20 protein-coding genes are annotated in these 22,523 nt (G+C 68.9%); 17 read left to right on the top strand and 3 right to left on the bottom strand.

The window, feature by feature from the left end:
• Nucleotides 1-26: 26 nt before the first annotated feature.
• Entirely contained in the window at nt 27-1,838 is a 1,812-nt protein-coding gene (gene acsA / locus N415_RS20370; protein ID WP_068186005.1) for an acetate--CoA ligase, read from the bottom strand.
• 186 nt (nt 1,839-2,024) lie between these two features.
• On the opposite strand from acsA, the gene N415_RS20375 reads away from it, so the two are divergent.
• From N415_RS20375 to N415_RS20430, 12 genes are all read left to right on the top strand, one after another.
• Nucleotides 2,025-3,011 carry a nitroreductase family protein gene (locus N415_RS20375; RefSeq protein ID WP_068186007.1) on the top strand — a complete coding sequence of 329 codons (987 nt, stop codon included), beginning with the start codon at nt 2,025-2,027 and terminating at the stop codon, nt 3,009-3,011.
• Nucleotides 3,012-3,020: 9 nt separating this feature from the next.
• Nucleotides 3,021-3,302, top strand: a complete 282-nt coding sequence (locus tag N415_RS31600) for a DUF1918 domain-containing protein (RefSeq protein WP_068186008.1) — start codon at nt 3,021-3,023, stop codon at nt 3,300-3,302.
• A 1-nt stretch (nt 3,303) separates the two neighbouring features.
• Nucleotides 3,304-3,546 (top strand): hypothetical protein, encoded by a 243-nt coding sequence (locus N415_RS20385; protein ID WP_068186011.1) that lies wholly within the window; start codon nt 3,304-3,306, stop codon nt 3,544-3,546.
• 142 nt (nt 3,547-3,688) lie between these two features.
• Nucleotides 3,689-4,681, top strand: coding sequence for a 1-phosphofructokinase family hexose kinase (locus N415_RS20390; RefSeq protein WP_068186016.1), 993 nt, complete (start codon nt 3,689-3,691; stop codon nt 4,679-4,681).
• Nucleotides 4,682-4,748: 67 nt separating this feature from the next.
• Nucleotides 4,749-5,537: a universal stress protein gene (locus tag N415_RS20395; protein WP_068186022.1), complete on the top strand. Its 789-nt coding sequence runs from the start codon at nt 4,749-4,751 to the stop codon at nt 5,535-5,537.
• A gap of 10 nt (nt 5,538-5,547) precedes the next feature.
• A complete protein-coding gene (locus N415_RS20400; protein WP_068186024.1) occupies nt 5,548-6,384 on the top strand; it encodes a universal stress protein in 837 nt (278 codons plus the stop codon).
• Nucleotides 6,385-6,443: 59 nt separating this feature from the next.
• Nucleotides 6,444-7,115 (top strand): response regulator transcription factor, encoded by a 672-nt coding sequence (locus N415_RS20405; protein WP_068186026.1) that lies wholly within the window; start codon nt 6,444-6,446, stop codon nt 7,113-7,115.
• 236 nt (nt 7,116-7,351) lie between these two features.
• Nucleotides 7,352-9,004 carry a GAF domain-containing protein gene (locus N415_RS20410; protein WP_068186129.1) on the top strand — a complete coding sequence of 551 codons (1,653 nt, stop codon included), beginning with the start codon at nt 7,352-7,354 and terminating at the stop codon, nt 9,002-9,004.
• Between the two features lie 58 nt (nt 9,005-9,062).
• The gene (locus tag N415_RS20415) at nt 9,063-9,611 is read left to right on the top strand and encodes a GNAT family N-acetyltransferase (RefSeq protein WP_068186030.1); all 549 of its coding nucleotides are present in this window, start codon (nt 9,063-9,065) and stop codon (nt 9,609-9,611) included.
• Nucleotides 9,599-10,486: a universal stress protein gene (locus N415_RS20420; RefSeq protein ID WP_068186033.1), complete on the top strand. Its 888-nt coding sequence runs from the start codon at nt 9,599-9,601 to the stop codon at nt 10,484-10,486. Before N415_RS20415 ends, N415_RS20420 begins: the two co-directional genes overlap by 13 nt.
• Entirely contained in the window at nt 10,483-10,857 is a 375-nt protein-coding gene (locus N415_RS20425; protein WP_068186037.1) for an STAS/SEC14 domain-containing protein, read from the top strand. Before N415_RS20420 ends, N415_RS20425 begins: the two co-directional genes overlap by 4 nt.
• Before the next feature lie 74 nt (nt 10,858-10,931).
• Nucleotides 10,932-12,296 (top strand): HNH endonuclease signature motif containing protein, encoded by a 1,365-nt coding sequence (locus N415_RS20430; protein WP_068186039.1) that lies wholly within the window; start codon nt 10,932-10,934, stop codon nt 12,294-12,296.
• A 2-nt stretch (nt 12,297-12,298) separates the two neighbouring features.
• Here N415_RS20430 and N415_RS20435 read toward each other — a convergent pair whose 3' ends face one another.
• Together N415_RS20435 and otsB are read right to left on the bottom strand one after the other, a co-directional pair.
• On the bottom strand, nt 12,299-13,138 hold the full coding sequence (locus tag N415_RS20435; RefSeq protein ID WP_239645636.1) for a universal stress protein: 840 nt from the start codon (nt 13,136-13,138) through the stop codon (nt 12,299-12,301).
• 71 nt (nt 13,139-13,209) lie between these two features.
• Nucleotides 13,210-16,881, bottom strand: coding sequence for a trehalose-phosphatase (otsB, locus tag N415_RS20440; protein ID WP_068186046.1), 3,672 nt, complete (start codon nt 16,879-16,881; stop codon nt 13,210-13,212).
• 132 nt (nt 16,882-17,013) lie between these two features.
• Between otsB and N415_RS20445 the strand changes: the two genes are divergently transcribed.
• From N415_RS20445 to N415_RS20465, 5 genes are all read left to right on the top strand, one after another.
• Complete coding sequence (locus N415_RS20445; protein ID WP_068186049.1) at nt 17,014-17,901, top strand: universal stress protein; 888 nt, start codon at nt 17,014-17,016, stop codon at nt 17,899-17,901.
• 38 nt (nt 17,902-17,939) lie between these two features.
• Nucleotides 17,940-19,403 carry a bifunctional aminoglycoside phosphotransferase/ATP-binding protein gene (locus N415_RS20450; protein WP_239645637.1) on the top strand — a complete coding sequence of 488 codons (1,464 nt, stop codon included), beginning with the start codon at nt 17,940-17,942 and terminating at the stop codon, nt 19,401-19,403.
• 110 nt (nt 19,404-19,513) lie between these two features.
• Nucleotides 19,514-20,518 carry an NAD(P)H nitroreductase gene (locus N415_RS20455; RefSeq protein ID WP_068186055.1) on the top strand — a complete coding sequence of 335 codons (1,005 nt, stop codon included), beginning with the start codon at nt 19,514-19,516 and terminating at the stop codon, nt 20,516-20,518.
• A 15-nt stretch (nt 20,519-20,533) separates the two neighbouring features.
• Nucleotides 20,534-21,637, top strand: coding sequence for a 3-oxoacyl-[acyl-carrier-protein] synthase III C-terminal domain-containing protein (locus N415_RS20460; protein WP_068186135.1), 1,104 nt, complete (start codon nt 20,534-20,536; stop codon nt 21,635-21,637).
• Entirely contained in the window at nt 21,621-22,502 is an 882-nt protein-coding gene (locus N415_RS20465) for a 3-oxoacyl-[acyl-carrier-protein] synthase III C-terminal domain-containing protein (protein ID WP_068186059.1), read from the top strand. Before N415_RS20460 ends, N415_RS20465 begins: the two co-directional genes overlap by 17 nt.
• Nucleotides 22,503-22,523: the final 21 nt, after the last annotated feature.

Here is a 22,523-nt window from a genome sequence, read left to right on the forward strand (position 1 = left end):
TCGCGCTGCATCGTCGCCGGCGCGTGTCATGACGGCACCCCCTCGGCTTGGCGGTCCGGTTGTCTCTCGATGGTGGAGGTGTCGCCCTCGGGCAGCCCGAGTTCGCGGGCCTTGAGCAGCCGGCGCATGATCTTGCCGCTGCTGGTGTGCGGCAGCGTGTCGACGAACTCGAGCTCCTTGGGGGCCACGGTGGCCCCTAGTCGTTTGCGCGCGTGGCCGATCAATTCCCGGCGCAGGTCTTCGTCGGCGACTACGCCGTTCTTAAGCGTGACAAAGGCTTTCACCATTTCGCCGACGGTCGGGTCGGGTATGCCGATGACGGCCGCCTCGGCAACCGCCGGGTGATCGGTGAGCGCGCTTTCGACCTCGAACGGGCCGATCAGATGCCCCGCGGACTTGATCACGTCGTCCTTGCGCCCGACGAACCAGAAGTAGCCGTCGGCGTCCTTCTTCGCGAGGTCCCCACTCAGGTAGAGGCCGTCGGCGAAGGCGTTGCGGTAGCGCTCCTCGGCACCCAGGTAGCCGCGGAACATCGAGGGCCAGCCCGGCTTGAGCGCGAGCTCACCCTCGACGTCGGGTTCGTCGACCACGGTGGTCGTGCCGTCGTCGTTGTGGCGCACGATGAATGCGTCCACGCCGGGCAGCGGCCGGCCCATGGACCCGGGTTTGATGTCGAACGCCGGCGTGTTGGCGATCATGATGCCGCCCGTCTCGGTCTGCCACCAGTTGTCGTGAATGGGCAAGCCCAGCACCCGCTTTCCCCACCACACGGCCTCGGGGTTGAGCGGTTCGCCCACGCTGGCGATGAACCGCAGGCGCGGAAAGCGGTATTGCGCGGGCAGTTCCGGGCCCGCCTTGATGAGCATCCGGATCGCGGTCGGTGCCGTGTACCACACCGACACGCCCTGGTCCTGCAGGATTTGATACCACCGCTGGGCGTCGAACTCGGCCTCGTCGACGATCGAGGTGACCCCGTGCAGCAGCGGGCTGATGATGCCGTACGAGGTTCCCGTCACCCAGCCGGGATCCGCTGTGCACCAATAGGTGTCATCGGGGTGCAGATCCAGCGCGTACAGGCCGGTGAGATAGTGCATCGCGACGGCGCCGTGCACGTGAATGGCGCCCTTCGGGGTGCCGGTGGTGCCGCTGGTGAAGTGCAGCAGTGAGGGGTCGTCGGCGGTAGTCGGCTCGATCGGCGCGTTCTCGTCGGCCGCGTCCACCCACTGCCAGAAGTTGAGCGTTCCGGGTAGGGGATCGGCCCCCTGTTCGTCCCGGCCATCCCCGTCGACGACGAAGACGTACCGCACCGACGGCAGCCGATCGCGGATCTTGGCGATCTTGCGCCGGTAGAGCGCCGCGGTGGTGACCAGGACGTCGGCCTGCCCGATGTTCACCCGGGTCGCGATCGGCTCAGGCCCGAAAGCAGAGAACAGCGGCGAGACCACGCTGCCGTTGCGAAGCGCGCCCAACATCGCGATGTAGAGCTCGGGCGAGCGATTCATCATCGTGAACACGCGGTCGCCCTTGCTGATGCCGAGCGAGCGCAGGGCGCTGGTGAATCGTCTGGTGAACCGGCCGAGGTCCGCGTAGCTGAGGTCGCGCGTGGTGATCGCGCCGTCCCAGCCCGCGTCGAGGACGAAACGCAACGCGGTCCGGGTGGCGGTCGGGCCCTCCGCGTGCCGGTCCACCGCGGCGTAGGCGATGTTGCAGCGGCCATGTCCCATGCCTTCGCACAACGCCGGCACGTCGGACCAGTGAAACTGCGAGCGCGCTTGTTGGTAATCGGTGAGGTTGGGGCGGACGACGCAGTCGTCGGGGGTCTTATGGATGACGTCCATGAGGGGTCCTAGCGGTGTGGCCGGCTCTGTCGCCTGGGCATGTTCATCGTTTGCCCGGCCCGCAATGCCGCAATAGAGACGAAAGTCATCAATGGACCGGCGCCGCCCACCCGGGGACCAAGGACCCTGGTGGCGGAACGCGCGCATGCCCGAGGGTCGACGTGGGACAGGAAGTGAGCGTGCGCAATGACCCAGACGACGGTGGATACCGGCGTGATCACCAGCGCGGTGGAGGTGGCGTGCCGCGCACCGTCGCTGCACAACATTCAGCCCTGGCGCTGGGTGGTGCACAAGGCGAGCGTCGACCTGTTCGTCGACCCGCACCGAACGGTCACAGCCACCGACAGGTCGGGTCGCGAGGCGATCATCAGCTGCGGTGCCGCGCTCGATCATTTTCGGGTCGCGATGGCCGCGGTCGGCTGGGACACCAACGTCGATCAGTTCCCCAACCCGAACAATCTTGACCACCTCGCCTCGGCCGACTTCGCCTCCCTCGACTATGTGGCGCAGGCCAGGCGGGATCGCGCCGACGCGATACCGCGTCGCCGGACCAACCGGCTGCCGTTTCGCGCGCCGAGGCACTGGCCGTCGCTGGAAGCCGTATTGCGCAGCTCAATCGACGACGAGCTGGTGACGCTCGATGTGCTGAACGACGATGCGCGACCGCGGTTGGCCGAGGCGTCCCGGCTTACCGATGAGCTGCGCCGCTACGACGATTCTTACCAGCACGAATTGCTTTGGTGGACATCGCCATTGCGCGAGGCGGAAGGGATCCCCGAGGGCGCGCTGGCCGCGGAGTCGGACGCCCGACGGGTCGACGTCAACCGCCGGTTCCCCATCGACCCGTCCGACGAAAGCGGCTCCGCCGGCACCTACGACGAAGCGAAAATCGTGGTGCTGTCCACACCCGGGGACGCGCGGGTCGATGCCCTCAATTGCGGCGAGGCGCTTTCGGCGATCCTGCTGGAGTGCACGATGGCCGGCCTGGCCACCTGCCCGGTAACGCACCTCACGGAACTGCAATCCAGTCGCGACGTCATCTCCGATCTGACGAGCCGGCCCGCCGCGGTTCCCCAGATTTTGATCCGCGTCGGCATCGAACCCGAGGGGGAGTTGACCCCCGAGCCGACACCGCGGCGGCCCTTGGGCGACGTGTTGGAGATCCGGCGATGAAGGCTGGCGATGAAGGCTAAGGTCGGGGACTGGCTGGTGATCAAGGGCGGCACCATCGGACGCCGGGATGTGCGCGGGTTGATCACCGGGGTGCGGTCGGCGGAAGGCGAGCCGCCATACCAGGTTCGGTGGCTCGACACCGACGAACGGGCGACGGTGTTCCCGGGCCCCGACGCGATCGTCGTCACGGCGGCCGAGCAGCGAGCCGCCGACAAGCGGGCGCGGTCGCGGTTCGCCGCCATGCAGGCGGCCATCGCGGGTCAGGCGCGCACGGCGGGCAACAGGAATTGAAATGTCCTCTCTGCCAAGCGGTCCACCGCTGCTGACCGACGGTGACGTCGACACGCTCGCGTGGCAGTTCCTGCGGTCGCCGTACGCGGACGACACCTATGCGGATTGGCCGCTGGACCGACGGCTCGACGGCTTCCTTCGCCGCGAGGGGTTGGACCGTCTCGTCGAGGACGGCGACACATACGACCTCATCCTCGATCGGGTGATGGCCTACATCGCTGCTCGGGCCCGGCTTTCCAGCTGACGAGGTCGGAGCCGACGAACGGCCCGCCACGCCGGGACTTCCGTCCCTACCGCGGGCAACGCCCTATTGGTCGGATGGAGTCGTCACTGCCACAAATGTTCAGTTCTGGTAATTCCGACCACAACGAGCGGAGTCAACGACCATGCAGACGCCGTCGCGGCCGCCTGGGAGCCGACCCCAAATCGTCACGCTGACCATGAACCCGGCGCTGGACATCACGACGAGCGTCGACGTCGTGCGTCCGACGGACAAATTGCGCTGCGCCGAAACCCGTTACGACCCGGGCGGTGGCGGCATCAACGTCGCGCACATCGCGCACGAGCTCGGCGGGTCGGTGCTGGCGGTCTTTCCCGCCGGCGGGACGACCGGTGGCCTGATCGCGCGGCTGCTCGCCGACGAGGGCGTGCCGTTTTGGCAAGTCCCGATCGGCGCGGCCACGCGCGAGAGCTTCACCGTCAACGAGACCAGCAGCGGCCGCCAGTACCGCTTCGTCCTGCCGGGGCCGCAACTGACGCTGCGCGAACAGGCGCACTGCCTCGAACAGCTGCGGATGGTGGCGAAGTCGGCCGAATTCGTGGTGGCGAGCGGCAGCCTGCCGCCGGGCGTGACCACCGACTTCTACCAGCGGGTCGCCGACATGTGCGGCCACGTCGGCGCCCGGCTGATCCTGGACACCTCCGGCGGCGGCCTGCGACACGTCTCCTCCGGCGTGTTCCTCCTCAAGGCCAGCGTCCGAGAGCTGCGGGAATGCGTCGGCCGCCCCCTGGAAACCGAGGCCGAACAACTCGCCGCCGCACACCAGCTCGTCGACAGCGGTCGCGCGGAAGCGGTGCTGGTGTCCCTGGGGTCAAAGGGCGCGCTGCTCGCGACGGCCCATGCCAGCCAACGCTTTTCGGCCATTCCGATGCCCGGCGGGAGCGGCGTGGGGGCCGGCGATGCGATGGTCGCGGCCATCACGGTCGGGCTCTCTCGCGGCTGGCCGCTGGTCAAGGCCGTCCGGCTGGGCATCGCGGCGGGCGCGGCGATGCTGATGACGCCCGGCACCGCCGCCTGCCTTCGCGCGGACGTGGAGAAGCTGTTCGCCCAATCGGCGGAACCCTGCGATATCGCAAATGACGAACGGCTACCCAGATAAGGCCTAACGACCCCTCTGCAACGACCGGCGCGGCAATAGCCTGAAATTTGAAGAGTCAGGAGCCGACATGAACCAGCTGGACGCCAAGTCGGTGGTAGTGGGCGTCAACGGCTCACAAGCCGCGGTTAACGCCGCCAAGTGGACGGTCGATGAGGCGCTGAGCCGGCAGCTGCCGATGCGCCTCGTCTACGTCACCCCTCGCCGGGACACGGGGTCGGAGCCGCTCTCCGAGTGGGAGCTGGAGCGCGCCGAGATGGCCCTGTCCCGAGCGGAGTGCGCCGTCCAACAGGCGAAAAAGCCGGTTGAGGTCGAAACGGCAATCCTCTCAGGCGATCCCGGCAAAGTGCTGGTCGACGAATCGCGGGACGCGGCCTTGGTTTGCGTGGGCACCTCCAGGCGCGGGTGGGCGTCCGACGGCCTGCTGGGGCCGACGGCCACCACGTTGGTCGCCGAGGCGCAATGCCCGGTCGCGATCATCCGCACCAATCCGGACGGCTCGCCGACCGAGCTGGGCGTGATCGCCGTCGTGCTCAACGACGAGCCGGACAACGACGAAGTCGTGCACCAGGCCATGGAGCAGGGCCGGCGCCGCCACGCGACCGTCCGACAGATCGATCGGCGACTGAACAGCTGGGTCAGGCGCTATCCGGACGTGCACGTACAGACGGTCGCCGCGGGCACCGGCGCGAAAACCGGTGAGAGGCAGGGCGGCGCCGTCGGACTGGCTCCCCAGTTGGCTCCCCAATTGGCTGTCGTCGGCAGTGCCGACGCCCTCGAGATCGCCGGGCTGTCCACGCCGAACTGCCACCCGATCGTGGGCTATCCCGACTGTTCCGTCCTCGTGGTCCGCCATTAGAGGACAGTCCGTGAACGAATTGGCTACGCCGCAGTCGATCGTCGTCGGCATCGACGGCTCGAAGGCGGCGATCCGCGCGGCGCTCTGGGCGCTCGACGAGGCGGTGAGCCGTGACGCCCCCCTGCGGCTCGTGTGCGCGACCGAACAGGATGGCACTGACCAAACCGATCAGGCCGCCGGCCAGGCGGCAATTCGCCAGGCGGTCAAGGCAATTGAGGCCGCGGGCAAGCCGGTGAAGATCGAAACCGAGGTGGTCCAGGGCCCGGCGATCGGCTGCTTGATCAGCGCGTCGGCGGCGGCGGGCATGGTGTGCGTCGGCGCGGTCGGATTGCGTCACTTCCGGCCGGGCCGGGTGGGTTCCACCGCCGCGGCCTTGGCGATGTCGGCGCGCTGCCCGGTCGGCATCATCCGCGCCCGCGACGACCACCCGCACCGCCCCGACGGGATCGTCGTCGAGCTGGACGGGTCGCCCGACAACGGCGTCTTGCTGGGCGCCGCCGCCGCGGAGGCCCGGCTGCGCAACGCCGCCATCCGGGCGATCATCTGCCGCCGGACCGCGCCGGACGAGAAGGGGCCGGACGACCGAGACGGCGATCGGCGGGCCCTCGCCGACCTGGATCGCCGGCTGGCCCGCTGGACGCGGCAGTATCCGGATCTGCGGGTCGAGTCGGTGGCCGTGCACGGCGGGCTGCTCGAGTATTTGGCCTACAACCGCGGCTCGGTAGGCCTGGTGATCGCCGGCGCCCGCGACCGCCGGCAGCTGAGGGAACTCGTCGGACCGGCCGGCAGCGCGGTGCTGCAGGACGCCGACTGTTCGCTGTTGGTCGTCAATCAGCAGCACTTATGACGCGGGCGATAATGAAAACATGCGATATTGAGAGTCGGTCGCGTAAGAAAGGGCTCTTGATGGTCAAGGTTTTCCTCGTCGATGACCATGAGGTCGTGCGGCGCGGTCTTGCCGATCTGCTCGCGTCGGACCCCGAACTGGAAATTGTCGGCGAGGCCGGATCCGTGTCGGAGGCGAAGGCGCGCATACCGGCCTTGCAGCCCGACGTCGCCGTCCTCGACGTGCGCCTCCCCGACGGCAACGGAATCGAACTGTGCCGCGACCTGGTCTCCGACCATCCGGACCTGCGGTGCCTGATGTTGACGTCATTCACTTCCGACGAGGCGATGCTGGAGGCGATCCTGGCCGGCGCCAGTGGCTACGTCGTCAAGGACATCAAAGGCATGGAGCTGGCCCACGCGATCAAAGAGGTCGGCGCCGGTAAATCCCTCCTGGACAACCGTGCCGCCGCCGCGCTGATGGCGAAGCTTCGCGGGACGACCGAACGCGAAGACCCGCTCTCCGGGCTGACCGAACAGGAGCGGACGCTGCTCGGGCTGCTCAGCGAAGGTCTGACCAACCGGCAGATCGCCGCCCGGATGTTTCTTGCCGAAAAGACGGTGAAGAACTACGTGTCGCGATTGCTGGCCAAACTGGGCATGGAGCGCCGGACGCAGGCTGCCGTGTTCGCCTCCAAGCTGGACCAGCGGTCCGGCAGGCCGCACACATCGACAGAACCGCCGCGGGACTAGCCGGCGGCCCGAACCGCTTTGCTGAGGGCGGCTGCGCGCGCGGCTCGCCGGGTTGGGTGCCCGACCTCTTAGGGTTAAGCTGGCTGCGGCATCTCGCGTTCCGTAGATACTCGCTGTTTGCCCTACGCAAGCTGCCTCTTGGCCAGGTTGTCGTGGAGGTATGAGGTCGGGTGACCGGCGGCGACGAACGCGGCTCGGCGTTAGCCGGGCTGGGCCAGCGTGGGCTGGTCAGCAGAATGCACGCGCAGCTGGACGAGTTGCTGGCGGCCCGCGATCAAATGGAACAGCTGCTGCGCGTGTTCGTCGAGATCGGCGCGAACGTCGACGACCTTGACGCGACGCTGCACCGGATCATCGCCGCGGCCAGGGAACTGACCTCGGCCCCCTACGGCGCGCTCGCCATCCGCGACCCCGACGGCACCCTGCTGAGGTTCATCCACGAGGGCATGGACCCCGAGACCGTCGAACGCATCGGGCCCCTGCCGGTGGGCAAGGGCCTGCTGAGCCTGTCGCTGCTCGACACACCGGCCCTGCGCGTGGACGACCTGGGCGCGCATCCGGCCGCCGCCGGGTTCCCCGAGCATCACCCGCCCATGCGTGCCTTCCTCGCGGTGCCGATCACCATCCGCGGGATCGTGTTCGGCAACATCTACCTGACCCACGTCGACCCGGCGCGGGTGTTCTCCGAGTCCGACGAGGTCGCCGCCCGCGCACTCGCGTTCGCGGCCGCGGCCAGCATCGACAACGCCCAGCTCTTCGAGCGCGAGCGGCTGTCGGTGAAGTGGATGGAGGCGAGCCGCGAGATCACGACCGCGCTGCTGTCTAGCACCGAGCCGCACCGGCGCCCACTGCAGTTGATCGCCGAACGCGCGCGCACCCTGACCGGCGCCGAACAGGCGATCGTGCTGGTCCCGGCCGACGCCGACCTGCCGTACGACGAGGTCGACACGCTGGTGGTGGCAGCTTCGGTGGGGGTTAACGCCGACGACGTGATGGGCCGCCAGGTCCCGGTCAACGGTTCCACCAGCGGCGAGGTCTTCCGAACCGGCCAACCGATAATCACCGAGTCCTTGCAGTACCCGATCCAGGCGTTCACCGATGTCGGACAGCGCCCCGCGATACTGATGCCGCTACGCACCGACGACCAGGTCGCCGGCGTCATCGCGATCGCCCGCGGCGCCGACCAGCCGCCGTTCGACGAGAGCTACCTCGACCTGGTCAGCGATTTCGCCACCCACGCCGCGATAGCCCTGGTCCTGGCCGCCGCCCGGGACGACTCGCGCCAGCTGACCATCGTCGCCGAGCGCGAGCGCATCGCCCACGACCTGCACGACCACGTCATCCAGCGGCTGTTCGCCACCGGCATGGACCTGCAGGGCACGCTTGCCCGGGCCCGCTCCCCGGAGGTGGCCGAGCGGCTCAACCGCACCCTCGACGATCTGCAGACCATCATCGAGGAGATCCGGACGACGATCTTCCAGCTCAAATCGCCGTTGGGAAAGGGCGCCGACTTCCGGCAGCGGATCCAACAGGTGGTTGCCGACCTCACCGAGAATCGCGAGATCGTCACCACGATGCGCCTGCACGGCCCGATGACCGCGGTCAGCGGCGAACTCGCCGAGCACGCCGAGGCGGTCGCCGCGGAAGCGGTCAGCAATGCCCTTCGCCACTCGGGGGCGTCCCGGCTGACGGTTGAGGTCGATGTCGCCGACATGTTCATCCTCGACGTCAGCGACAACGGCTGCGGGATCCCCAACGACAACACGCGTAACAGTGGGCTGGCCAACATGAAGTACCGCGCCGAACAACTCGGCGGCACCTGCGAGGTCACCAATCCGCCGGAGGGTGGCACGCGCGTCCACTGGATCGCCCCGCTGACCGACGACTAACGGGCTGGGGTCTAACGGCCCTGCCGGGTGGTGCCGAATCCGAATAACGTCGTGAATCATGAGCGATCAGGCGGTGGGCTCCGCGGGTACGGCCCGGCTGCTCGACGGACGCGTCGTGTCGTTACGCCCCCTCACCGGCGGCGACGCGCAGGCCGTCATGGCGCTGCATCAACACCTCAGCGATCACGACCGCTACTACCGCTTCTTCACGCTGCAGCCGGTCCAGCTCGACGAAGTCGTCGACAAGCTGACCCAACCCGCCGACGGCCGATACGCCCTCGGGGCATTCGACGCGGACCGGCTGATCGGTGTGGCGAACTACACCGTCGTGCGCGAGCATCCGAAAGCGGCCGAGTTCGCGATAGTGGTTGCGCATGAAGATCATTCGCTCGGCGTGGGAACGGCCTTGCTCAAACACCTGGCGCGGGTCGCTCAGGCCCAGGGAATCGGGCACTTCGTCGCCGACGTCCTCGGCGAGAACCATCTCATGCTGATGGTCGTGTTCGACCTCGGCTGGCGCTGCGAGCCGGCGCAGTACGGATCCGTCCGTCACCTCGAGATCGAGCTGCCCGACCTCGGCGATGAGGACGCGAAATGCCCGGCGTGACACGTGAATTCGGGGTACTCGTCTCGGTCGACGGGTCGCCGGCATCCGATGCCGCCGTCGCCTGGGGTGCGCGCGAGGCCATCATGCGCGACCTGCCCCTCACTCTGATGCACGCCGTCGCACCGGTGGTCGTCGGCTGGCCGGTGGGCCGACTGTACGACGAGATGCCCGAGTGGCAACACGACGACGCGCGGCACGTCATCGATCAGGCCCACAAGACGCTGACCGCCGCCCTAGCGGGGGCCGCGCCACCCGAAATACGCACCGAGGTGGTGTATTCCGGCGTGGTGCCGGCGCTGGTCGAGGCCTCCAGGGACGCGTGGATGGTCGTCGCGGGCAGCCAGGGCCTGGGCGCGATGGGCCGGCTGCTGTTGGGGTCGGTCACCACGGGATTGGTGCACTACGCGCACTGCCCGGTTGCGGTCATCCACTCCGATGGGACGGCCGCCGCCGCCGACGCGCCGGTGCTGCTGGGCATCGACGGATCGCCCGCGTCGGAGGCGGCGACGGTCCTGGCCTTCGACGAGGCAGCGCGCCGCGGCGTCGGGCTGCGCGCGCTGCACGTGTGGAGCGACGTGGGGGTGTTTCCGGTGCTGGGGATGGACTGGCGCGACCGCGAGCGCGAGGGGCAGGAGATCCTCGCCGAACGCCTGGCCGGCTGGCAGGAACGGTATCCGGACGTGCGCGTCGAGCGATTGCTCTTCTGCGACAAGCCATCCCACTGGTTGCTCAAGGAGTCCGAGCACGCCCAGCTGGTCGTGGTCGGCAGCCGCGGTCGCGGCGGATTTCCCGGGATGCTGCTCGGGTCGGTGAGCTCCGCCGTGGCGCAGTCGGCGAAAGTTCCCGTGATTGTTGTCCGTGAGGAGAATCGATGATCGAAGTGTTGGAGGACATGCCGCAGGGCGTGACCGGCATCCGGGTGTCGGGCCGGCTGCGCGGCAACGAGCTGCGCCACTTCAAACCCGAGATGGAAAAGATGCTGCAGAACGGCGAGATCAGGATCGTCGAGGTCATCGCGCCCGACTACGAGGGCTTCGGGCCGGGCGGGTTCGCCGAAGACCTCAAGCTCGGGTTCGGCGCGCTTTTCACGCATTACTCGGACTTCAAGCGGATCGCCGTGGTTTCCGACAAGGACTGGGTCGGCCACGTCATGCACGCGGTGGCGTGGATGATGCCCGGCGAGCTCGCCGTGTTCGGGCTCGACGAGTTTGACCGCGCGAAGGAATGGGCCGCCGGGACTTCGTAAACCCCTGTGTCACTTTGGTTTCAGTGGTCACAGGGCGGGGTTTGTTGTCGGTGGGTGTTCGTACGATTCGGGGTATGAGTGCGAGCAGTCGTGAGGAGATCGTCGAGGTTTTCGACGCGCTCGATCATGACGTGAAACGCCTGTGCGACTTGTCTTTTGACGCGCTCACCACCCCGGAGCGGTTGCGGGTTCTCGAGCGGGTGGAGGCTGCGGCGCGGCGGCTGCGCGCCCCGCAGCACACGCTGATCAACCAACTCACCGCCCAATCCGGCCCAGAAGAACTCGGCGGCACCCTGCGCGGCGCGCTGGCCGACCGGCTGCGCATCACGAAGGCTGAGGCGTCTCGGCGCATCGACGAAGCCGAGGATCTGGGGGAGCGTCGGGCGTTGACCGGGGAGGCGTTGGCGCCGCAGCTGAGCGCGACGGCCGCCGCGGTCCGCGACGGGCGCATCGGCGACACCCACGTGCGGGTGATCCGCAGCTTTTTCGCTCACCTGCCCGCCGAAATCGACCTGGGCACCCGGGAGGCCGCCGAGGCCGATCTGGCCGGCAAGGCCCGCGACTATCGCCCCGACGAGCTGGCCAAATACGCCAAACGGATCATGGACTGGCTGCACCCCGACGGCGAGTTCAGCGACGCCGAGCGGGCCCGCAAGCGCGGCATCGTGTTGGGCAACCAGGAATTCGACGGCATGTCACGCATCAGCGGCCTGATCACCCCGGAGTTGCGCGCCGCGATCGAGGCGATGCTGGCCAAGCTGGCCGCGCCCGGCGTCTGCAACCCCGACGACGAGATCCCCGTGGTGGATGCGATACCGGACGAGGAGGCGGTGCGCCGCGACACCCGATCCCAGGCTCAGCGCAACCACGACGCCTTCCTCGCGGGCCTGCGCGCCCTGTTCGCCTCGGGCGAGTTGGGCAGCCACAACGGCCTACCGGTGTCGATCGTCGTGATGACCACACTCAAAGAGCTCGAGGCCGCCACCGGCAAGGCCCTGACCGGCGGCGGCACCCTGGTGCCGATGTCCGACGTCATCCGCTGGGCCGGCCACGCCCACCATTACCTGGCGATCTTCGATGACGCCAAGCCGCTGGCGCTCTACCACACCAAACGCCTCGCCTCACCGGCACAACGCATCATGCTCTACGCCCGCGATCGCGGCTGCACCAAACCCGGCTGCGACGCCCCGGCCTACCACAGCCAGGTCCACCACATCCAAGGCTGGACAACCACCCACCGCACCGACATCGACGACCTCACCCTGGCCTGCGGACCCGACAACCGCCTCGCCGAACAAGGCTGGACCACCCGCACCAACGCCCGAGGCGAAACCGAATGGATCCCCCCACCCCACCTCGACCACGGCCAACCCCGCACCAACAGCTTTCACCACCCCGAACGATTCCTCCGCGACACCGACGACGACGAACCCGTTTGATCTCAGTCGCGCACCACCAGCACTGAGCATCCGGTGCGGCCGAGCGGGGATTGATCCGATGGGCCGATGATCTGGGCGACCTTGTCGGCGTCCTCGCTGCCCACCACCGCGAGATCCACGGATTCCTGTGTGTGGGTGAGGAATTCGGCGGCCCCGCGCCTGGCGGCGGCCGGCATGACGTGCACCTCGCGATACCGCGATACCCACTTGCGAAGCCGGGGCTCAAGCTGCTCGTAGGGGATCTCGCCCAACCCCCGCCGCCAGGTTCCGAGCGCCAGGATCGACGCCCCGCGCAGCCGCGCCGCCCGGAAGCCGTGTTCGAGCACAGCGTCATTGCCCGGTGAATCGTCGACGACAACGGCGATGTACCCGCAATCCTTCGCCGCGGCATCGCCGTTGTTGCGGACAATCGCCACTGGGCAATGCGCTTTCCGGGCGACGGTGTCGGCGGTCGAGCCGAGTATCTTGCGTGCGACCCACCCGATCCCCGCGGATCCCACGCAAACCATTGCAGCACTGCGGGATTCGTCAATCAGGACGCCCTCCGGCGATCCGCTCACGATGTCGCATTCGACTTTGACCGGCTCACCCATGGCCGCAAGCGCCGCGTCGGCGGCGCGCAGGGACTCCTGGGCGTACTCGACCTCCAGGCTTGCGTCGTTCCCGACGTCGCCAGGGACCGCTTGGACCAGCCGCAGCGGCACGTTGCGGCTGACCGCCTCGGTGATCGCCCACTTCGCCGCGTTGATCGCCGCGTCCGACCCGTCGATGCCCACGACGATCCGCTCCGATGACGGCGGATTGTTCATCACGACCTCCCGATCCGGCGGCGGGGCCGCCATTCGCAGACGTTATTAAGGGAGGCGGGCGTGTCGGCAGGGCCGTTCGACCCACATCCCTGGGCATTAGGGCTTCAGGCGACCTCGATGCTCTGCCCGGGCAGGAGATGCTGCACGCGGCCGCGGCATTCGACCACGATCGGACCGGCGTTGCCGGCCTCGGAGGTCAGATCCCCTGTCCGTCCGCTGATCCGGAGGTGCAGCCGGTGACCGCGGTACACGAAGGGGAACTCGATTGCGCCGAGCGCCGCGGGCCAGTGCGGGCCGAGCACCAGGCGGTCGTCGCGCGTTTCCAGCCCGGTGAAACACCGCTGCACCAGATCGAAGCTGCCGGCCATCGCGGCCAGGTGTATCCCTTCCGCGGTGGTGCCGCCCTGGATGTCGGCGACGTCGGAACCCAGCACCTGGACGAAGTACCGCATGGCGTGGTGGCGGTTGGCGCGGGTGAGGACCCAGGAGTGCACGATCGCGCTGAGCGTGGAGCCATCCGAGGTTCGCGACAGGTAGTACTCGATGGTCTTCGGGATCTGCTCGGGCTCGAAACGGTAGCCGAGCCGGCCGAACAGGCCCAGCAACTCCTCCGACGACAGCAGGTAGAACAGCATCAGCGCGTCGGCCTGCTTGGAGGCCTTGTAGTTGTTGACGCTGTCGTCCTCGGCCTCCAGGATCCGGTCGAGCCGCTGGATGTTGCCGTATCGCTGCCGGTAGTGCTCCCAATCCAGTTCGGCCAGTTCCGAATAGCCTTCGAACTGGCTGATCACGTCGTCGTGGAAGGGGACGAACATGCGCCGTGTCACGTCATCCCACCGGTCCAGCTCCTCGGTCGTCAGGCCGACCTTGCCGACCAGATCGAGCCTGTCGCGCAGCGGCAGCAGCTCCAGCGCGTCCATTGCCCGCAGGATCACCCAGACCGCCATCACGTTGGTGTACGCGTTGTTGTCGACGCCGTCGTATTCCTTGCCCGGATAACCGGAATGGAACTCGTCGGGGCCGATGATTGCCCGGATCGTGTAGCGGCCGCGGGTGTCGTCGAAACTCGCCAGGCCCACCCAGAAGCGCGCGATCTCGACCAGCATCTCGGTGCCGTAGTCGATCAGGAATTGGCGGTCACCGGTCACCTGGTAGTGCTGCCAGGCGTTGTAGGCGACCGCGAGGCCGACGTGGTGCGCGCGGGCGCTGGCGTCCGGATTCCAGTGGCCCGATTGAGGATTCAGGTGCACCTCCTGGCTCACCTCGCGGCCGTCGCTGCCCGATTGCCACGGGTACATCGCGCCGAGATAGCCGGCCCGGCGCGCGGCACGGCGCGCCTCGGGAAGCCGCCGGTAGCGATACAGCAGCAGCGACCGGGACACGTTCGGCAGGCGCAGGCTCAGGACCGGCGAGACGAACAGCGAGTCCCAGAACACATGGCCGCGGTAGGCCTCGCCGTGCAGCCCGCGCGCGGGAACCCCGGCGTCCAGTTCGGCGGTGTGCGGCGAAAGGGTCTGCAGCAGGTGCACCAGATGCAGCCGGAGCACCCGCAGCGCCGGCGTGCTGTCGGTGAGGCCCACGTCGCACTGCTCCCACAGGCGCGCCCAGGCCCGGGTGTGCTGCTGGTGAAGGTCGGCGTAGCGGCCGGCGGCGTCGAGGTATTGCTGTGCGGCACTGACCGGTTCGGATATGGCGGTGTCCCGGCCGGTGAAGACGGTCGCCACCTTCTCGCACGTCACGGACTGCCCCTCCGACAGCGTGACCGCGATGTCGTGACCGCCCCGGTCGCCGTCGGTGACGACGGCGTAGCGCGCGTCGGCGCGCACATCGGGGACGTCGTCGCGCCACACGGTGGTACGCGCCGCGACGGCGATCGCGATCCGCGACTGCGAGGTCTCGGTCCGCAATACCGTTGAGTCGGAACCGGTTTCCTCGATCGCCGTCGCGGTGAGGTGCGCGCCGGACAACGACCGGTAGCGCTCGACCATCGTATTTTGCACGCTCGCATCCAGCAGCGACCTGAACTCGACCGTGCCCGACCAGTTCTCGGCGCCGACGGTGGTCTTCATGGCGAGCAGGTGCGGCTGGTGCATGGAGGCGAAACGCTGCTGGGTCAGCGTCGTGATCCGGCCCGAGCCGTCGCGAAATCGCAGACTGCGGCTCAGCGTCGCGTCGCGCAGGTCGAATGTCTGCCGAAAGAACAACAATTCGGTGTCGTCGGCGGAAAACCACGCCCCGCCGTCGATCCGGAACGTCAGCGGCAACCAGTTGGGCAGGTTGACCAGGCTCTCATTCTCGATCGTCCGGCCGGCGACCCGGTCGGTCAGCGTGTTGTACACCCCGGTGGCATAGGTGCCCGGGTAATGGGCGTCAGAAGCCGCCGCCTCGGATGCGCAACCCCGGGTGGCCAGGTAACCGTTCCCCACGGTGCACAGCGCCTCGCGCAGCCGCTCGTACTTCGGGTCGTAGCCCTCGTAGACGAGTTCCCACGCGTCGCCGGGCGTCGCCGCCGCCTGTTCCAGGTCCAGGGCCAGCCGGTGGACGAATTCGGCTACGGCGGTCGGGTTTTCGAGGCTGAACGGCGCCGCGGACGGGCGATCGCCGTCCTCGTCGTGGCGCACCACGATGCCCACGCCGTCGAATTGGACGGCGTCGAAGGCGTCCTCGTCGGTGATGTCGTCACCGATGTAGATCGGCAGCACGGCGCCGGGTTCCGCGCCGTCACCGTCCACGATGCGTTGCAGCAACCAGCCGAGCGTCGTGCCCTTGTCCCCGTCCATGTTCGGGCGAAGTTGGATGACCTTGCGGCCGGGGGTGATCCGCAGGCCCTCGGTGCGGGCAAGCTCGCGAACCGCCACGATCGCCCGGTCGACGTCCTGCGGTTCGGCATTGCGGTAATGGACGGCGACCGCAAAGCGCTTGCGCTCCACCGCGATTCCCGGAACGTTTCTCAGCGTCTCCGTCAAGCGGTCGGCGGCGCGCGCCACGCTGTCGGCGACGTCGGCGGCGGCGTTCTCCAACGCCGAGCCGTCGGGCGCGATCACCTCGTAGCCGTGTCCGCCCGCGTACCACACGCCGTCGACCTTCACCCGTTCGCGGACGTCAGCGACGTCACGGCCGCTGATCACCACGACGGGACACCGCGCGGCGAGCGCGCGCAACGCTCTGTCGGCACCGTCGACGAGCTTCGCCGATTCCGGGTGATCGACGATGTCGGACAGCGTGCCGTCGAAGTCGAGGAAGACCACGGGTCGCCGGTTCGCCACCAGCTCTTTGACCTGGCCGTAGGCGAGCAGCGCATCGGCGATCCGCGACATGGGCGCGCCGCCGCGGCGCACCGAGATCTCGGCCAGGTCGGCGACCACGGCGTCGGCGCCACAGGACAGCAGCCCGGCGGCGTGCCCGTTGCGCTGGACGCCGATGACGAGGCCGAAGCCCCCGTCCCCGGCGGCCTTGACCCCGGCCTCGTCGCGGTCGATCACCGCGCATCGGACGGCGCGCACCCCAAGGCGGCGGGCGGTTTCGGTTGGCGACGGCCCGTCGACCGCGAGGCCGACGAGGTCGTCGATCCCCGCGGCGCGCAGGGCTTCCGCGCAGTCGCGGCCGGGCGAGTAGACGGCCGCCGCGACGCCGGCGTCCCGCAGCCGCCGCAGCAGGGGGACGGCCGAATCGCGTGCCTCGACGGCACGCGGTGCCGCCTCGGTGATCAGGCTGTCCAGCCCGAGGATTACCGCATCGTGGTAGCGCCGATCAACGGTGGCAGCCCATTCGGTCACTTCTGTGACGATGCCACTTGGCGGCCCGGGTCAACGGGGCCTGATGTCCACGGGTTTGGGGACTAAAGCCTCATGTTCGACGAGCGTTCGGCCAATAGCGTTTTGAGCAGACGTAGGAGGTACAGGATGTCTATGTCCACACCCACGAACCGCCACGGCATTGTCGCCGGTGTCGACGGGTCGCCCGCATCGAACGCCGCCGTCTGCTGGGCGGCTCGGGACGCGGCGATGCGGAACGTCCCGTTGACGTTGGTGCACATGTACAGCACGTACGTGCCGACGTTCCCGCAGATACCGCTTCCGGCCGGAGTCGCGGTTTGGCAGGAGGAGGACGGACAGCAGGTCCTCGAGCAGGCGGTCAAGATCGCCGAAGACGCCGTCAAGGGCGACCAGCAGGTCGCGATAAGCACCGAACTGAAGTGCTCGCCGCCGGTGCCGACGCTGATCGACCTGTCCGAAGAGGCCGACATGATCGTCGTCGGCAGCAACGGGCGCGGCGCGTGGGGCCGGGCGCTGCTGGGTTCGGTCAGTTCGGGCGTCGTGCGGCACGCGAAGTGCCCGGTCGCCGTCGTGCGGGACGAAGACCCGCTGATGCCGCACCCGCAGCAGGCTCCCGTGCTGCTGGGCATCGACGGCTCGCCCGCCTCCGAGCTCGCGACGGCCATCGCGTTCGACGAGGCCTCCCGCCGCGGGGTGGACCTGGATGCGCTGCACGCGTGGAGCGACGTTCAGGTGCTCGAACTCCCCGGATTCGATTGGGCGGTGGTGAAGGCGGAAGCCGAGCGCAGCCTCGCCGAAGGGCTGGCCGGCTGGCAGGAACGCTATCCGGACGTCACGGTGCGGCGACTCCTCGTGTGTGATCAGCCGGCCCGCCAGCTGATCGAGAAATCGGAGTCCGCCCAACTGGTCGTCGTCGGCAGCCACGGCCGGGGCGGCCTCGCCCGCACGCTGCTCGGTTCCGTCAGCAACGCCGTCGTGCACTCCGTCCGGATGCCGGTGATCGTCGCGCGCCCCACCTAAGGCTTGGCACGGGCGTCCGCGGCGGCGAGGCTTAGGCGGTGACCGAGACCCGAGCGCCCTATATCGATGTGCACGAAACCCACACGGGCGTGGTCGTGCTCGCGGGCGATCGGGCATTCAAGGCCAAGAAGCCGGTGCTGACCGACTTTCTCGACTTTCGCACGCCGGAGCGGCGCGAGCTCGCGTGCCGCCGCGAGGTCGAGCTGAACCGCCGGCTGTCGCCGGACAGCTACCTCGGGGTCGCCCAGCTGTCCGACCCGGGCGGCGGCCCGGCCGAACCGATCGTCATCATGCGTCGCTACCGCGACGAGGACCGGCTGGCGTCCATCGCGCGCCGCGACACCGACGGCTCGGTGCGAGGGCTGCTGGACACCATCGCCGCGGTGCTGGCCCGCTTCCACGAGCGCGCCGAGCGCGGCCCGGCGATCGACGCGCAGGGCGAGGCGGCCGCGATCGAGAAGCGCTGGCGCGACAACCTGGTGGAACTGGACCGCTACACGGACACGGTGTCCAGCGCGACGCTGTCGCGAATCCGGCGGCTCGCAACCGAATTCATCGCCGGCCGCGAACCCCTGTTCCGGCGCCGCGTCGAGGACGGGCTGATCATCGACGGCCACGGCGATCTGCTCGCCGACGACATCTTCTGCGGCCAGGACGAACCGGCGCTGCTCGATTGCCTGGAGTTCGACGACAAACTTCGCTACGTCGACTGCGTCGACGACGCCGCCTTCCTCGCCATGGACCTCGAGTTCCTCGGCCGCAAGGACCTCGGCAAGCACTTCCTGCAACGCTATGCCGCGCACGCGGCGCGGGAGGCGCCCCGGGCGCTCGCGCACTTCTATGTCGCCTACCGCGCGGTCGTGCGGGCGAAGACCGACTGCGTGCGACTGTCCCAGGGCAAGCCGGAGGCCGCCGACGACGCCGCCCGGCACCTCGCGATCGCCGACGAGCATCTCCGCAGCGGCGCGGTACGCCTGGCCCTGGTCGGCGGAAACCCCGGCACCGGCAAGTCCACCGTCGCCCGCGCGCTCGCCGAACAGACTGGGGCCCAGGTCATCTCGACCGACGACGTCCGCCGGGAACTGCGGGACTCCGGCACCGTCGCGGGCGACTCCGGCGTCCTGGATCGGGGGCTCTACAGCCCGGACAACGTCGCGGTCGTGTACGAGACCGCCCTACGGCGGGCGCGGTCGCTGCTGGGCGAGGGGCAATCGGTGATCCTCGACGGCACCTGGCGGAACCCGGAGCTGCGGGCGCGGGCCAACCGCCTCGCGTCCGAAACGCACTCGGCGACGGTAGAACTCATGTGCTCGTCGACGGTCGACACGGCTGCCGGGCGGATCACCACCCGGCGGCCGGGCAATTCCGAGGTGACCCCGCAGATCGCCGCGGCGATGGCCGCCGAGCGCGCCGGCTGGGAGACCGCGCACCGCATCGACACCTCCGGGGCCGTCGAGGACTCGGCGCGCCAGGCCGTCGACGCCTGGCGCCAAACGGTTTAGGTTCCGGTCCCAGGAGTCGAACGCCCCGGTCGTAGGGGACCAACGGCCCTGTCAGCGATGTGTGCCACGTCCCTATGGTCAGTTCGAGAGACTTGAGTGGAGTGGTTGAGATGCTGCTGAAAGCGCCGGATTCCGAAGTCATCCGCGACGCCGTGATGCTGGCGAGCCGGGCGCCTTCGCTGCATAACAGTCAGCCCTGGCGGTGGGTGGTCGAGGGTGCGCGGCTGCAGCTGTGGGCCGACTCCCGTCGGCTAATGTCCGCCACCGACCGCACCGGCCGGGAGCTGACGTTGAGCTGCGGCGCGGTCCTCGATCACCTCCGGGTCGCGATGGCTGCCGCCGGCTGGGACAGCGCTACCGAGCGCCTCCCGGATCCCTCCGAGCCGAATCACCTGGCCACCGTCGAGTTCCGGCCCGCCGACGGCGTGACGGAGGCGCAACAGCTGCGCGCCGACGCGATCCGTCATCGCCGCACCGACCGGCTGCCGTTCGCCGCGCCCGCCGGTTGGGCGGTGGTGGAGGCGCAGCTGCGCCTCGCGGTCCATCCGCACGACGTCCTGCTCGACGTGGTGCCCGAGGATGCGCGGCCGACGCTGGCGGAGGCGTCGGCGCTCACCGAGCAACTGCGGCGCCACGACGCCGCCTACCTGTCCGAATTACGCTGGTGGACCTCGCCGTTCGAGTCGGACGCCACCCACGTGCCGGAAAGCTCCCTGGTGTCCAGCACGGAGGCCGCCCAGGTCGACGTGGCGCGGACCTTCCCGCCGGCGGGCGGGGGCCACCGGGGCGACGCCGTCGATCGCGACCACTCGAAGATCGTGGTGCTGTCCACCCAGCACGGGGACGCCCGGCTGGACGTCTTGCGCTGCGGCGAGGCCCTGTCGGCGGTGTTGCTCGAGTGCACCATGGCCGGCCTGGCCACCTGCACGCTGACCCACATGACCGAGATGTCGATGAGCCGAAACATCATCACGCAGATCACCGGAACCGCCGGCCAGCCGCAGCTGCTGATCCGGGTCGGCCGGCCGGCGCCGAACGGTTACCACGTCGAGCCCACCGCGCGGCGGCTGGTGACCGAGGTCCTCAAGTTTCGCAGTGACCCGCGAGGGGACTGAAAGGAGGTGGCGCCGATGGCTCGGCACTGGCTTGTGATGGAGACCCCCGGGGAGGGCGTTGCGGCGCCGTTCGTCGCCCGGCTGGCCGGCGCCGGGCGGCAGCTGCCCGAAACCCGGCTCACCACCGACGAATTGATGGCGACCACCCGCCACCGCACCCACATCGACCTGGAACGGCTCACCGGGATCCGCGAGCGCCGGGTATCGGTGGGCGACGAGGATTCCTACAGCCTGGCCACGTCGGCGGCGCTGAACGCGCTGGCCACCGCGCGCCAGGACCCCGCCGCGCTCGACGTGGTGATCAGCTGCAGCATCACGAAATTCCGCAGCGGCCTCACCCAGTGGCTCGAGCCGACGATGAGCAGCGCCGTGGCCCGCGCGATCGGTGCGCCCCAGGCGATGACCTTCGACGTGTCCAACGCGTGCGCCGGGATGCTCACCGGAGTAACAATTTTGAACAACTGGATCCGGCAGGGCATCGTCGAGCGTGGGCTGGTCGTCAGCGGTGAGTACATCTCACAGTTGAGCCACAACGCCGCCCGCCACATCCGCAACATCATGAGCAAGGAACTCGCCTGCCTGACCCTGGGCGACGCCGGCGCGGCGCTCCTGCTCGAACGGGCCCCAGCGGGCTCCGCGGGCATCGGTCTGGCCGGGTTCACCACCGTGGCCGACTACAGCAGGCTGTGCCTGGCCTATCCGGAGGGACACGACCCGGGCGCGCGGATGTTCACCAACTCCCGTGCCATCCAGAAGGCCGCGATCGCCAACACCCCGCTGCTGTTGAGCGAAGTGCTTGACGCGGTGGGCCTTTCGATTCACGACATCGACCACGTGATCACCCACCAGACCTCGGCGCGGGCCATCCGCAAGGGAATGAAGCGGATGTCGGAGGCATTTGGCGACAGCCCGCGCCACGACGCGGTGATCACCGTCGACCGGTACGGCAACACGGCGTCGACGACCCACACCGTGGCGCTCGTCGAGGAACTCGAGGCCGGCAACATCCGGCCCGGCGAGCGGGTCGCGTTGCTCGCGCTGGCCTCCGGATTGGAGATCGGCGTCGTCCTGCTCACCCTGGATGAGGATTTGGTGAATCGCTATGGGCACGGTCATTGATCGAGTAGACGTCGCACACCCGCACCTGCGTGGTCGCCACAGCGCGCTGCACCTCGCGGTGATCGCCGCCAAGGACTGCCTGCACCAGGCCGGGTGCGATCCCGACGAGCTGGATCTGGTTGTCAACGCCGGGATTTACCGGGATCGCAACCTGGGGGAGCCGGCGCTGGCCGCGCTGATTCAGGACGACATCGGGGCCAATCCGGAGGATCCGCACGCCGGAGCGCACGGCACCTTCTCGTTCGACATCGCCAACGGGGCCTGCGGGGTCCTGACCGGACTGCAGATCGTCGACGGCTTCTTGCGGTCACGCAGCATCAACCGCGCGCTCGTCGTGGCCAGTGATGCCGACCCGGGTCACGGGATGAGCGAGCACTTTCCGTTCTCGGCCGCCGGTGCGGCCCTGCTGTGCCACTGGACCGACGACGACTACGGGCTGAGCCGGGTGTCCTGGGTGAACACGGACGACACCGAGGCCTTCTCGGCGACGGTCGGATTCGCCGACGCGCGAAATGTGCTGCGGTTCAATCACTCGGCAGACATGGACGAGCGGTTCGCCGCGGCGGCCGCCGCGGCCGTGCGCGCGTGCCTGGACGCGCAAGCCATTGGGTTGGACGACGTCGACCTGATCGTCGCCGCCCCGGCCCGGCCCGAGTACCGCGCGGCACTGAGCCGTCTGCTCGAGGTGCCGCGCGAAAAGGTCTGCGTCGCAGCCGATCACCGCATGCACACCGCCGCCCTGGCCGCCGCGTTCGAACCGGCCGCCGAAAACTTCCCGGTGGGTGCCCGGGTGCTGTTCGTCGCCGCCGGCGCGGGCGTCACCGCCGGTGCTGCGCTGTATCGCCAGCCGCCGTCGTCGAAGTGACTCGAGCGTCACGCCAGCGTG

The sequence above is a fragment of the Mycobacterium sp. UM_CSW genome (genome assembly GCF_000455205.1).
Lineage (GTDB): Bacteria > Actinomycetota > Actinomycetes > Mycobacteriales > Mycobacteriaceae > Mycobacterium.